Origin of the sequence: Acinetobacter sp. ANC 4973 (assembly GCF_002135275.1) — a bacterium.
In the GTDB taxonomy this organism is placed as follows: Bacteria; Pseudomonadota; Gammaproteobacteria; order Pseudomonadales; family Moraxellaceae; genus Acinetobacter; species Acinetobacter kyonggiensis.
The window spans coordinates 111529-125517 of sequence record NZ_NEGM01000003.1 but is presented as its reverse complement, the minus strand read 5'-3'; the positions used below and the strand labels follow the sequence as shown (position 1 = coordinate 125517).

General features: G+C 41.9%; 13 protein-coding genes. 7 read left to right on the top strand and 6 right to left on the bottom strand.

What is annotated here, in order from left to right; genetic code table 11:
* Positions 1-23 precede the first annotated feature (23 nt).
* Entirely contained in the window at positions 24-872 is an 849-nt protein-coding gene (locus B9T30_RS05255) for a sulfurtransferase (RefSeq protein WP_086184086.1), read from the top strand.
* A complete protein-coding gene (asd, locus tag B9T30_RS05250; RefSeq protein WP_086184085.1) occupies positions 869-1720 on the top strand; it encodes an archaetidylserine decarboxylase in 852 nt (283 codons plus the stop codon). Before B9T30_RS05255 ends, asd begins: the two co-directional genes overlap by 4 nt.
* 180 nt (positions 1721-1900) lie before the next feature.
* On the opposite strand, the gene B9T30_RS05245 is transcribed toward asd, so the two are convergent.
* Both B9T30_RS05245 and argS read right to left on the bottom strand, forming a co-directional pair.
* Entirely contained in the window at positions 1901-2512 is a 612-nt protein-coding gene (locus tag B9T30_RS05245; protein WP_086184084.1) for an SPOR domain-containing protein, read from the bottom strand.
* A gap of 169 nt (positions 2513-2681) precedes the next feature.
* The gene (argS, locus tag B9T30_RS05240) at positions 2682-4472 is read right to left on the bottom strand and encodes an arginine--tRNA ligase (protein ID WP_086184188.1); all 1791 of its coding nucleotides are present in this window, start codon (positions 4470-4472) and stop codon (positions 2682-2684) included.
* Between the two features lie 194 nt (positions 4473-4666).
* Here argS and B9T30_RS05235 point away from each other — a divergent pair, with 194 nt between their 5' ends.
* On the top strand, positions 4667-4951 hold the full coding sequence (locus B9T30_RS05235; protein ID WP_086184083.1) for a DUF2798 domain-containing protein: 285 nt from the start codon (positions 4667-4669) through the stop codon (positions 4949-4951).
* Between the two features lie 61 nt (positions 4952-5012).
* Here the strand turns inward: B9T30_RS05235 and B9T30_RS05230 are convergent, their stop codons facing one another.
* Genes B9T30_RS05230 through B9T30_RS05220 form a run of 3 tightly spaced genes read right to left on the bottom strand, consistent with a single transcriptional unit; the run spans position 5013 to position 7493 of the window.
* Entirely contained in the window at positions 5013-6320 is a 1308-nt protein-coding gene (locus B9T30_RS05230; RefSeq protein ID WP_086184082.1) for a DUF445 domain-containing protein, read from the bottom strand.
* A 30-nt stretch (positions 6321-6350) separates the two neighbouring features.
* Positions 6351-6902: a CC0125/CC1285 family lipoprotein gene (locus B9T30_RS05225; protein WP_086184081.1), complete on the bottom strand. Its 552-nt coding sequence runs from the start codon at positions 6900-6902 to the stop codon at positions 6351-6353.
* A gap of 51 nt (positions 6903-6953) precedes the next feature.
* Entirely contained in the window at positions 6954-7493 is a 540-nt protein-coding gene (locus B9T30_RS05220) for a DUF924 family protein (RefSeq protein WP_086184080.1), read from the bottom strand.
* A gap of 212 nt (positions 7494-7705) precedes the next feature.
* On the opposite strand from B9T30_RS05220, the gene gshA reads away from it, so the two are divergent.
* Both gshA and B9T30_RS05210 read left to right on the top strand, forming a co-directional pair.
* Positions 7706-9283, top strand: coding sequence for a glutamate--cysteine ligase (gshA, locus tag B9T30_RS05215; protein WP_086184079.1), 1578 nt, complete (start codon positions 7706-7708; stop codon positions 9281-9283).
* Positions 9284-9301: 18 nt separating this feature from the next.
* Positions 9302-9826, top strand: coding sequence for a disulfide bond formation protein B (locus B9T30_RS05210; RefSeq protein WP_086184078.1), 525 nt, complete (start codon positions 9302-9304; stop codon positions 9824-9826).
* Positions 9827-9875: 49 nt separating this feature from the next.
* Here B9T30_RS05210 and B9T30_RS05205 read toward each other — a convergent pair whose 3' ends face one another.
* Complete coding sequence (locus B9T30_RS05205) at positions 9876-11207, bottom strand: hypothetical protein (protein ID WP_086184077.1); 1332 nt, start codon at positions 11205-11207, stop codon at positions 9876-9878.
* 247 nt (positions 11208-11454) lie between these two features.
* Here B9T30_RS05205 and B9T30_RS05200 point away from each other — a divergent pair, with 247 nt between their 5' ends.
* Both B9T30_RS05200 and parE read left to right on the top strand, forming a co-directional pair.
* Complete coding sequence (locus tag B9T30_RS05200) at positions 11455-12036, top strand: YqiA/YcfP family alpha/beta fold hydrolase (protein ID WP_086184076.1); 582 nt, start codon at positions 11455-11457, stop codon at positions 12034-12036.
* Positions 12037-12050: 14 nt separating this feature from the next.
* Complete coding sequence (gene parE / locus B9T30_RS05195) at positions 12051-13931, top strand: DNA topoisomerase IV subunit B (RefSeq protein ID WP_086184075.1); 1881 nt, start codon at positions 12051-12053, stop codon at positions 13929-13931.
* Positions 13932-13989: the final 58 nt, after the last annotated feature.

The following is a 13989-nucleotide window of genomic DNA, read 5'->3' as shown; positions in this document are numbered from 1 at the left end:
GATCTAAATAAAACGCGAAAAGTATGACGATATCTACATTTAATTTTGCGCTGCTGATTGAAGCAGAACAGCTGTTGCCACATTTGGGTCATGATCAATTACGTATTGTCGATTTAAGCCGTAGTTCTGTTTATGATCAATTACACATTCCGCATGCGATTCATGTCAAACCTAAGCAGTTGCTACGCCAAGAAGAACAAGCTTCGGGTTTACTGCCAGATGTGGAGGCGCTGCAAGCACTGATTGAATATTTAAATATTTCTCCACAGCATCATGTGGTGGTCTATGACGATGAAGGTGGTGCATGGGCAGGGCGTTTAATTTGGAATTTACATTGCTTGGGTTTTAAAAATACCAGCTTACTCAATGGTGGAATTCATGCTTGGTTAGCTGCGGGTTATCCAACCTCTTCAGAAGTGGAAAAATTAACCCCTGTAGAACATTTAGTTGAAATAAAGCAAACGGATATCGATCAATATCGTATTGAATATCCAGAACTGCTGGATAAAGTACAAAACAATGCAATCCAAATCTGGGATTGTCGTACAGAAGATGAGTACACTGGACTGCGACTTGCAGCGCGACGCGGTGGTCACATTCCAAATGCCCGACATTTTGAGTGGAGTACTGCCCTTAACCGTGAAAATCATTTAAAATTACATCCCTTAGAACGCACTCAACAACGCTTAGAACAATTGGGATTCAATTTAAATGAACCAGTCGTGGTGTATTGTCAGTCACATCACCGTTCAGGTTTAGCTTATATCTTGGGTCGATTACTCGGTTGGCATATTCAAGCTTATGACGGTGCGTGGAGTGAATGGGGCAACCGCCTCGATAGTCCGATTATTACCGGAGAGTTACCATCTTGAGCTTCACATCACGTTTAAAAAAACAAATTTTTATTCAAGCACAACGTGTTGTGCCACAACATCAATTATCACGTGTGGTGGGCAAACTTGCAGCCAGTGAAAACCCAATTGTAAAAAATACGGTGATTCAGGCTTTTAAAGCTCAATATGGTATTGATATGTCAATTGCTGAACAAAGCAATGCATTGAAATATAAATCATTTAATGAGTTTTTTACTCGTTCATTAAAAGATGGTGTACGCGCGATTGATACTGATCCTAAAAGTATTGTTTCTCCAGCAGATGGCGCAATTTCACAATTGGGTAAAATTGAACAAGGTGATATTTTCCAAGCCAAAGGTCAAACTTTTTCGGTGGAAAAATTAATTGCCGATCCACAATTGGCTGAACCTTTTAAAAATGGTCAGTTCGCAACAGTATATTTATCACCTAAAGATTACCATCGTGTACATATGCCTGTTGCAGGGACGTTAACTGAAACGCTCTATGTGCCGGGTGAGTTATTTTCGGTCAATCAAACCACTGCGGAAAATATTCCGGGTTTATTTGCACGTAATGAACGCATGGTCTGTTTGTTTGATACTGAATTGGGTCGTATGGCCGTGGTTTTAGTCGGTGCGATGATTGTGGCTGGCATTGAAACGGTAGCAACAGGCAAGGTGAAACCTACAGGGCGTTTGGAACTCAATCAACATGACGTATTCCTTGAAAAAGGGGCAGAATTGGGGCGTTTCTATTTAGGTTCTACCGCAGTCATTTTATTTGAACAAGACAAAATGGTTTGGGATGCCGCATTTAAAGCCAATTCAACAGTGGTGATGGGTGAAGCTTTAGGACATGCGGTTTAAATGCTTTTAGCCTCCCTTTTTAAAAGGGAGGTTGGAGGGATTTAAAGAATTTACTTTTATTAAGTGATCTAAATCCCCCTCATTCCGCCTTTTTCAAAGGGGGAGGCTCCTTCTCCTAAATGCAGAGGAGTCGGGCAAGGTCAAAAAAAGCGCCATTAGGCACTTTTTCATATCTGGGGTTTATCGTTTCACCACAATCGAATCAATACCACTACGTTGTAGCGTTTGCTGGGCCATGATCGCAGCTTCAGGTGAATCATAAGGGCCAGACATAACACGATACCAAGTTTGACCATTTTCCACTGATTTAACCACATCGGCAGATAGACCATTTAAAATAATTTCAGCGCGTCGCGCATCGGCACTATCTGGATCTGCATAGCTACGGACTTGAAGAATATAACTGGGCTGATGTACAACGGGCGCTTCTGATGCTTCAAGACTTGGTTCGGTGACGGGAGTGTTGGTCGCAGGTTCTACTTCTGGTGCTTCAACAATGACTACGGTGCTTGCATTCTTGCTTTCAGGCACAGCTTGTTCTGGAATAGGTGTGACTTGCTGTTGAGGCAATAAATCGTAGAAACGATAGTCTTTATTGGTGTCTTCTTGATAATGTTCAGAATTAATCTGATTCTTCGGCTGAACAGGTGCCCACGGTTTCCATAGCATTAACGCTACGGCAAAACTTAACACGATTAAAATGACCACAAGTGTCCCCAGCCATGTCGGAATCAAGGGCTTTTTCGGTTTATTTGGTCGCTCTGATACACCGCGCTGCGTTTTTCCAAACACTTGTGAACCTCATTATTCTAATATTCAATTGGTTGTGCTTTAAGCATTGCCCACATCAGGAGCATACCCAGTATTATTTCACATATGGACGCAGACAATAGTCGTCATCAAGTGAGCATAGCAGTGTTGATATGCTCACTCGGACTTTGTCTTGCAGCAATGTAAAATATTACATGCTCTCGGGAGCGGATACACCTAATAATTCTAAACCATTACGTAGCACTTGTTGTACGTTTACTGAAAGTAATAAACGTGCTTGCGTAAGTTCAGCATCATCATTGAGTACTTTATGCTCATTATACCAACCGTGGAATAATGCAGCCAATTCTTTCAGATAATTACCCACTTGATGTGGTTCATAACTATTTGCTGCGCGAATCACAATTTCAGGATAAGCGGCAAGTTTAGCTAAAATTTCCGTTTCAGCATCCAGATCAAGTTTTGCCGCAAATTGACGTGCATTCACAGCATCAAAATTCACGTCAGTCGCTGCTGCTTTTTCGAGCATACGGCAAATACGTGCATGGGCATATTGAATGTAATACACCGCATTGTCTTTGCTTTGTGACACAGCAAGGTCAAGGTCAAAGTCAATGTGTTGTTCAGATTTACGCATCACGTAATAGAAACGTGCGGCATCATTACCGACTTCTTTACGTAGGTCGCGTAATGTTACGAACTGACCTGAACGCGATGACATTTGTACCATCACGCCACTACGCCATAGGCTGACAAACTGAACCAACAGTACCGTCAATTTTTTCGAGTCATAGCCGAGCGCATCAATCGCTGCTTTGACACGGGAAATATAGCCATGGTGGTCAGAACCCCAAATATCGACAATGTCGGTATAACCACGTTGTAATTTATTCAGGTGGTAGGCAATGTCAGAGGCGAAGTAGGTGGTTTGACCATTACGACGTTTTACCACACGGTCTTTTTCATCGCCAAATTCAGTCGATTTAAACCAGATGTTACCGTCTTGTTCATATAAGAAGCCACGTTGATCCAGCATTTGTAGTGCTTCATCAATTTTTTCAGTCAAACTGGCTTCACTGAACCATTGGTTAAAAGTTACCCCGAATTCGCCAAGATCATCTTTAATGTCATCAAGAATGGCTTTTAACGCCGCTTGATGGAAAACACGGTAGCCTTCGCCAATCAAACGCTGTGAATTATAGATTAAGCCATCGATGTGTTTTTCTTTGTCACCTGAAATTACCACTTTATTGCCATCGCTATCTGGCTCAGCTGCATATTGCACATCTTCAGGCACATCTTGATAGACTTCAGCGACAGGGCGTGCGTACGCATCGCCATCTTTGTCGATAATACTTTGTGCAATTTCTTTAACATAGTCGCCCTGATAGGCATTTTTTGGGAAAACCAGTTCCTGACCTGTTAATTCAAGGTAACGTAAATACGTCGATGTTGCGAGGATGTCCATTTGACGACCCGCATCATTGACGTAATATTCGCGGTCAACCGTTGCACCCGTTGCTTCAAGTAGATTAGCAACAGTCATACCATAGGCGGCACCACGACCATGACCGACATGTAGGCTGGATGTCGGGTTAGCAGAAACGAATTCTACTTGAACACGTTTGGCTGCATTTGCACTGGTGCGACCGAATTGATCTTGTTGTGCTTGAACCTGATCCAGTACAGCAAAGCGTTGGTCGGCATTTAAAAAGAAATTAATAAAGCCAGGGCCCGCAATTTCTGCTTTGCTGATATCAGCGACTTCGGGAAGATGTGCGAGGATTTTTTCCGCGAGATCACGAGGCTTGAGACCCGCAGCTTTAGAACCAATCATTGCAATATTTGACGCGAAGTCACCGTGGCTTCGGTCTTTGGTTCGCGTTAAGTTACCACTGTTATTAAAGTCGGATGGGAGTACACCTTCAGCTTGAAGAGATTGCACTGCATGTTCGAGAGCTGCTTGGATTGCCGTATTCATAATCAGTCGAAAAATAAATGTCGCGGAAAAACAATGAATATAGCAAATTTTGCCGTCTTTAGGTAAACCCATTTGTATTGAATAAAACATGTCCGATAGTCTACATCGGGAGGAAGGGGATAAAACGAGGAAAATATTCAAAAAAGCATGATTTATGGCATATTAGAAGACTGTAAAAAATCCGAGTCGAGCATATGCAACCTGACCGTCCTATGATTATCGGTAATATTCCCAAACTGCCTGCAAAATGGGCCACAGTGGTGATGCCATTTATTTTGTCTTGTCTGATGAGTGGTATTATTTCTTTTATTAATATGCTGCGTAATTTAGGTTGGATCGACGGTTTTATCAATTTATGGCTGCATAACTGGATGATTTCTTGGGCTTTTGCTTTTCCTATTGTGTTGGCTATTTTGCCGCTAGTACGTAAAGTGACGGGCAAACTGGTTGATATGCCTGCTCAGAATGCACCAAAGTAAATCAATACTTAAGTGCAGATTGCCTGTGGGTCGAAGATGATTTTTTATCTGAAACACATTTTTACAGTACTAAATCAACCAAAGCACGAATAATCCCAAGCACCAAGCCAATAAATGCACCGACAACCACGCCATTGACGCGGATCATGTGCAGATCACCACCGACTTCATTTTCAATTTTGTCGATCATTTCTCGTGAATCCCATTCATGAATGCGTTCGCTAATAAAACGAATGACTTTTTCACTATATTGATCACTTAAATTGATGGCAATAGCACTCATTTTTTCATTCAGTAGATCACGTACTGCTTGATTAGAAATAATATTTTCACCAACTTGTTGAATGGCGACCCGCAGATTTTGGGCAATGCCTGAATTGGCTTTCAGTAAGTCCGCTTTAATCGCATCACATAAAATCACCACCGCGCCACTAATAAAATTCAGCACTTGTGGACTATCGAGCAAGGCATTTTTGCTGCTGTTTAAGCGATGGCTGGCACTACTTTCATCATCCGCAAGTTCTAGCATGAGCTGATGACCGATTTCTTCAATCTGTTGTCGCCACGGATGTTCTGGGTCGGCCAGCATGGATTCAACCCGTGCGATTAATGAATCAATGGTACGCTGTTGTACATCAATGCCAATCCAACTGGCACCTTTGGCCAGTTTTAACACCCCCAGTTCTTTGAATAACTTACGGGTCAGTTCGCGGGTTTCTTCTGGATGTGAAAGCATCCATTCATGTGCTAAGTCGAGTCCGTGTTGTAACACATCTTGGTGGAAATCATTTTCTAAAACGGCACGCAGCATTTCACTGGCGAGGGTGTTGATTTGGGTGTTACGTACCCATTGCACGCTATTATTTTGAATAAAACGTCCAATTTGTTCCTGTCCGACAAATTCAAAAATTTTCGGTACGGTTTGCTGAATAACCTGTGTAACTTGAGCATTATTTTCAGTTTTTGCCAGCCATTGGCCCACAGCAAGGCTAATATCAGTACTGTGTAGACTTCTTTCGACCACTTGTGGAGACAAAAAGTTTTCTTGAACAAAGCGGCCCATCGATTCTGCAATACGTGCTTTATTGCGTGGAATAATTTCGGTGTGATCGAGTAAAAATTTAGGAATGGGCATTTTGCCAAATGGGTTGCGAAACAGCACCGTAATGGCATACCAATCTGCTAAGCCACCGACGACCCCTGCTTCAGCAGCGAGCATTAAAATGTGAATCAGCCACACATATTCAGGAAGGAGCTTGGCAACCACCATCAGGATTAACCATGTGACAATCGCCATGATCAGGGCAATGGTGGCAAGGCGTTTACTGCGTTGCAAACTTGGGGTGGTTTCTGCTTCCGCTATGGTCATGCAAGCTTCCTGTTGATGTGTGACATCGGGTTATTTTGTTGTTGTCGGCATTTGCGGTGCTAAGACTTGACCTGTCGGGCTAAGTCCGTATTTTTGACCCAAAGACTGTAAAATTAAAGTGGCATCAAAAGCATCGCTCGGTGCTTTTTTTTGATCTTTATAGCATTCAATGGTATAGGAAACTTGCACGGGGTCAATCGTGACCACTTGTGGCATATCATAAAATGGATCAGGCCAGAAACCAGGGTAACGACGGTAATAACCGTATGGAGCGTACATTGGGGTTGGATAGACTACGGCTTTGCGTGGTGGTTGGTTGACATTGCTCGGATCATTCAGCACTTTAAAATAGCGGAATCCATTTTGTATTGTGGTTTGCGCTGCTTTGACTAAGGTAATTTCTTCTGCTGTGCCAAAACTCATATTGGGACGGGCTTGAAAACTGATGCGATAGGATTGAGCATTCAAAGGCGTATTACTGAATTGACCCAGTTGGTCAAAAGTCAGCGGTTTTGAAGGCGTCATGGCACAGCCAGAGAGGGCCATCACCAGTCCTATACTTAGGATAAAATTATTTTTCATGTTAAACCTCCATACTAATTTACTGTGCAAGGGAGGAGACACAATAAATACTTAAAAGCTACTGTTGGGTTGAGTTAAAAATTCGAGTTCTTCGGCAGTCGAGGGACGCGCTAAAATTTGGTTACGATGCGGATAGCGCCCGAAACGATCAATAATGACTTTATGCTTTTTTTCATAATCCAGACCGATAGGCAGGCCTAATTGTTGAAACAATTTTAGCCCAACCTCGTGGATCAATTTCGATTCACTGTGCATAAAGGGCATATATAAAAAAGCACGTTGTTCTGGGTTTAATTGCTGATCTAAATTTAACTCGATGACTTCTTGGGCAAGTGCCAAGGCTAAAGCATCTTGGGCAAAGGCTTGCGCCTGATCACGAAACAAATTACGCGAAAATTGGTCAAGTATGATCACTTCAGCTAAGCGACCTTCAGCGCTTTTACGCCAAGACCATAGCTCGGCTTGTGCGGCTTGATGATGTATGTCATAAAATTTTTGATGAATTAATCCATCAAAATCATCATTTTTTGCAAACCAGTAGGCTTGAGTGTCTGGATGAAACCAAAAGTCCAAAATATCTGAATAATTCATAATATTTACAATTCTTTAGCACTTATTATTCAATACAATCACAAAATTTAGATGTCTTGTAGAGTAACTTTGTGATAAAAATTTGCCAGAAATATAATTGACGGTTTACTTGAAAAATATACAGCAGATCATGTGACAGTCCCAAATCACGTTATACTGCTATAAACTGATGATTTTATTTTAGTAGTTATCTTCCGATAAGCGAGATTGTAATGAGTCAACCCGAATCGACCTCTCACGTTGTATTGCCAACTTGGGTGGATTCTTCGCTGTTTAAAGGCATGTTGCGCGGTATTGAGCGTGAAAGCCTGCGTATGCAAAGCAATGGTTTTTTATCGCAAGCCTTGCATCCAAAAGCATTCGGGTCGGCTTTAACACATCCGCATATTACCACTGACTATTCTGAAGCCTTGATGGAGTTTATTACCCCTCCACAAGACAGCATCAAAAAAGCATTACATTATTTAGCCGATATCCATGCGATTGCACATCGTCATTTGGAAAATGGTGAAAAGCTCTGGCCGTTGTCGATGCCGTGTATGCTGGATGATCAGGAAGAAAACATTCGTTTAGCCCAATATGGAACATCGAATGTTGGTCGCTTTAAGACCTTGTATCGTCATGGTTTAGGGGTGCGTTATGGTCGTCGTATGCAGACCATTTCAGGGGTGCATTATAATTTATCTTTCCCTGATCAAGTCTTTGAAGCACTGCAACAGCATGAGAGCGATGAGGCTTTAAAAAGTTTGAGCTTACAGGATTATCGCAGTCATCGTTATTTTGCTTTAATTCGTAATTTTATTCGTTTAACTCCATTGGTGATGTTCTTGGTTGGTGCTAGCCCTTCGGTGTGCCAGTGTTTTATGACTGGACGTGAGCATCACTTATTGCCTTTACTTAAAGGCACGTTATTTCTGCCTTATGCCACAGCATTACGCATGGGCAATTTTGGCTATCAAAATTCAGCGCAGAAACAGTTGGGTATTCACTACAATACCATGTCGGGCTATTTAGAAGGTTTACAGAAAGCGGTCAAAACGCCTTATGCACCGTTTAGCCATTTAGGTTTAACCGATGAACAGGGTGAGCCGATTCAAATTAATGATCATGTGCTACAAATTGAAAATGAATACTATAGTTTAGTCCGTCCGAAACAAGTGCCGAAAGCGGGTGAAACACCATCGCAAGCCCTTGAAAATCGAGGGGTAGGTTATGTTGAATTACGTGCAGTGGATGTCAATCCGTACAGTTCAATTGGCATAGATGAAAACACGGCGGCATTTTTGGAAGTGTTAGCGCTGCATTGTTTATTACAAGATAGTCCTGATTTACTGGATCAAGAACAACAGCAGATTGAACGTAATCAAGCAGAAGTTGTCAATCGTGGTCGTGCACCGAATGCCTCCATTTTAGATGCGACAGGTGAGCATCCGATTGAAGCATGGAGCCGTATGCAGGTCATCGCAATGCAACCTTTAGCTGATTTACTGGACGCAACCTATACTACTGATTTGTATTCAGCCGCCTTAGCATTGATGCTCAAACGTATTGATGAAGTGGATGAAACGCTGTCTGCACAGGTGATTGCCGATACTTTAGAAAATGGCGGTACATGGGGCTTTGGTAGTCTGATGGCACAACAACATGCTATGAGCTATGAGCAGCATCCATTAAGCCCAGATACCTTGTCGTATTTTGATGATTTGGCTGTACAGTCATTGCAACAACAACAGCAACTTGAACAAGATAGCAGCCTCAGTTTTGAGCAATATCTTGCTGATTATCGATAAAAATTAAGAGGATTTGCCATGCAATGGCGTTATCGTTCCGTGAGTGGTTTTTTATTTTTAGCCAGCGTTATTGGCATGGCTTTTGCGCTGTATTTAGAACATGTACAAGGTCTTGAGCCTTGCCCACTCTGCGTCTTTCAGCGTATTGGATTGATCGGGTTAGGGCTTATTTCTTTGCTTGCTTTCATTCATAATCCGAATTCAAATGTTGGAAAACGTGTGTATGCCTTTTTGGGTACGCTTTCTATTCTTTGGTCGGCAGGTGTGGCAGCACGTCATGTTTGGCTGCAAAATTTGCCACCTGACCAAGTGCCGAGCTGTGGTCCGGGCCTAGATTATTGGCTCAATACCTTGCCATTAAAATCGGTTTTCCAACAAGTTCTAACTGGTTCTGGTGAATGTGCAGTGGTTGATTGGACCTTTTTAGGGCAATCCTTGCCTGTCTGGTCATTCTTGTTTTTTGCTGTATTGGTGCTGGTGAGTGTGTGGCAATTATTGCGTAACTATGCTTTGACTACGCCTAAAGCAGGGAAGAAGAAATAAAAATGGTCATCTAAAAAAGCCACCGCAAGGTGGCTTTTTTATGATTCATTTAAATTGGTGCACTGTTGGATAAATCTTCGAACTGCATCCGATATTCATGAACCTGTTCTTTAATTGGGGCATCAGGAGGCGGATAAAACCATCTCACAATCTGTTCAGCTACATTGGAGTGATAGTGAATCTCAAAGTGATGGATGCCATAGAAAATGGCTTTATTTGATTTGGGCAGCTTCAATTGAAAACGCGGATTAGGATGTTCTCCCAACGCACTTTTAACACTGACTAAATAGTCACCTAGCAGGTCGAAATGACGATTTTTTCTATTTTCATAGACAACAGACCCTGCAATTAAAAAGGTGTTGATATGCGAAGGTAGCGGGGCAGGTTTACGATTGTCATCCATGCCACCAATGCGGGCCGTATTATGTTCCCAATCATCATCACGCACGCTGCCATAACGTAAATCCAGAATGCCATTGCTGCGAATATTCACAATATGTCGGACGATTTTCACAAACGGGAAGTGCCCCAGTCGATCCTGTAAAATAAAACCAAAACGTTCTAAAACTGCCCCATGATGTGGTGAGCCTAAGCAGACTAAATTTTCAGTCAGGTGCATCCATTGATGCATATTTTGTTTGCCATAAAATAAGGCACTGCGTAACACTAAGCCCCCCATGCTATGTCCAATTAAATCAATACTGGTAATCAATGGGTTACGTTGAAGCAAATCTTCTAAAGTGTTGGCAAGGCTGCGCCCATTGGCAGAAATACGGCGTCCAGTATTGTAGTTTAAGTAGAGCATGGTGTTATGGTCACGCTGAGCCAATAATTTTTCACCAATACCACCGTATTGACGGGTTGACCAGTCTAAATGGTTCATGCATAAGCCATGGGTAAAAATGACCACACGGCCTGAAAGATCACCTTTTTGTAATTCAGTATAGTGGTCGTAGAGCACCATGGGTAATGCAAGCGGGTTTTGATATTTTAATAAATAATCACCCAGCACCCCGTTTAAAGCCCCAACTAAAAAATGCAATGCAGGGGTGAGTGGTTTTTCATGTAATTTTGGATATTTTTCAATAATTTGGCGCAAACTTGGCGCAATTAAGTAATGACCATAACTGAGTAAGCTGTCATAGGCAAACTGGTACATTTTGTCAATATAGGGGATTTTTTGTATTTTTTTCGAGCGTTGTTCACTCATCCCAAATATGCTGATCAAAATTTCACGTTGAATTTCTTGTATAAGGTCTTGCACCACATCCCCTAAACGAGTCGTTACCAATTGAGCAAGTCCTTCTAATACATCGGCTTGGCTTGGTGGTGTACGATCCCATTTACAATAGGTTTCATGCAATGGTGTTAAACTTGGCATTTTATCCTATCCCTTTTATGGCACTACTATCTGAGGCACTTTATTTTTTCTTAAGCTCACGCTATCAATTCGTTGCTTTTAATTTAATATGATTCATCTCGAATAGCTTTTACAATAACGAGGATGAGCTATAAGTTTTAACTTTTTTGTCTGACAATTGCTGTTATATACACATTAAAATAAAGTTGCGCTAGGTATCTTATTTTTTATAACTTAAATTAAACCCATTGGTATGTCATAAAAAGCAATGAACATCATCTATTTGCATGGATTTCAAAGTAGTACTTTATCAATTAAAGGGCAATACATTCAGGCATTTTGTCAAAATCAGCATCATATTCAAGTGCATTTGCCTGATTTAAATATGCCCCCGAAACAGGTGTTGGCCCATGTTTCAAAGATGATTGAATGTTTAGATCAAGTGGTCTTAATTGGGAGTAGTCTTGGTGGTTTTTATGCGACACAATTGGTCGCAAAACATGCTGTGCCTGCTGTTTTAATTAATCCAGCTATGCGACCATGGCAATTATTTCATGATTTATTTGGCGCTGAGCTGCCTTATGTGGTGAATGCCCAATGGACTTTAGATCAGACACAACTTGATCAACTCGAGCAGATGGCTGTGCCATTTGTGCAAGATGCAGACAAAATTCTAGTGTTACTGCAACAAGATGACGAAGTTTTGGATTATCGTGAAGCACAGCGTTATTATAGCAATGCTGCGCATCCGTCGATGATGATCACGGAAGCAAATGGCAATCATGCGATGGATAATTTCGCAGACAAAATACCGATGGCATTACAGTTTTTATCGGATTGTATAAAATAAGGAAACAGTACAACGTGTCTCAATATACGGCTCAATCACTTGAAGTTTTATCTGGTTTAGATCCGGTTCGTCGTCGTCCCGGCATGTATACCGATACCACTCGTCCAAACCATTTGGCACAAGAAGTAATTGATAATGCAGTGGATGAGGCACTTGCAGGACATGCCAATAAAATTACCGTGACGGTCTATAAAGACGGTTCTTTGTCGGTAGACGATAATGGTCGTGGCATGCCCGTCGATATCCATCCTGAATATGGTCAAAGTGGGATTGAAATTATCCTGACCAAGCTCCATGCAGGGGGTAAATTCAGCACCGATAACTACCAATTTTCCGGTGGTTTGCATGGTGTAGGGATTTCTGTGGTCAATGCACTGTCGAATCGAGTCGAAGTTGCCGTACAACGCCATGGTAATCTTTATCAAATGGCATTTGAGCATGGTGAACCTGTCTCACAACTTGAAGTGTTGGAAGGTAAGGCACCTAAACGTGCTTCAGGAACCACCGTTCATTTTTGGCCAGATGCAAAATATTTTGATTCACCCAAATTTTCCTTAAAAGCGTTAAAACATAATTTAAAAGCCAAAGCCGTGTTAGCCGCAGGCTTACAAATTATTTATTTCGATCAAATTAATCACGAAAAAATTGAATGGCAATTTGAAAATGGTTTAGTTGATTATTTGATGGATGAATTGCAGGATCGCGATATTATTCCGTGTCCTGCCTTTGTGGCAACGGGTGAGGCTGAGCGTGCCAGTGCTGAATTTGCGATTTGCTGGAATGCTGAGGGTGGCGAGCAAGTTCAAGAAAGCTATGTCAATTTAATTCCAACCGCACAAGGCGGTACACATGTCAACGGTCTGCGTTCAGGTGTGACCGATGCGATGCGTGAATTTTGTGAACTGCGTAATTTGTTACCGCGTAATTTAAAATTGTCTGCGGAAGATGTTTGGGATGGGGTAAATTATATTCTGTCGTTAAAATTCCAAGAACCACAATTTTCGGGGCAAACCAAAGAACGTCTTTCCAGTCGTGAAGCATCGGGTATTGTATTGAATATTGCCAAAGATGCTTTTGCACTGTGGTTAAATCAAAACTCTGATATTGCGATGCAGCTTGCTGAATTGATGATTGCGAAAGCAGGTCGCCGTTTAAAAGCTGCCAAAAAAGTAGAGCGTAAAAAGATTGTTGCTGGCCCGACGTTACCAGGAAAATTATCCGACTGCGTTGGTCATACTTTGGAAGAATCTGAACTGTTTATTGTGGAAGGCGATTCTGCCGGTGGTTCAGCCAAGCAAGCACGCGACAAAAACTTCCAAGCCATTATGCCCATTCGCGGTAAAATTCTAAACACATGGGAAGTTTCTTCCGATGAGGTTTTAGCCTCACAGGAAGTGCATAATATTGCAATTGCAATTGGCGTAGACCCAGGCAGTGATGATCTTTCAGAATTGCGCTACGGCAAAGTGTGTATTCTTGCCGATGCCGACTCGGATGGTTTACATATTGCGACCTTATTGTGTGCTTTATTTGTGAAACATTTTCCGACCTTGGTGGAAGCAGGGCATTTATATGTGGCTATGCCGCCCCTATTTCGTATAGATGACGGCAAAGATGTGCATTACGCTTTAGATGAGGCTGAATTAGAAGTAACGCTCAAGAAAGCCAAGACCAAGTCCCCGCAAATTACCCGCTTTAAAGGTTTGGGCGAAATGAATGCCAGTCAGCTTCGCGAAACCACTTTAGATCCAGACACGCGTCGTCTGGTGCAGCTGGATTTAGACGATGCGCATTTTACTTCAGGCTTACTGGATAAATTGTTGGCAAAAAAACGAGCAGGTGACCGTAAGCATTGGTTGGAACAAAAAGGCAATTTAGCCGATTTGGCTGTTTAAGTGTAGATTGTAGGATAACTCTATAAAATTGTAGGAATAAGCTATAAATTGTGTAGGA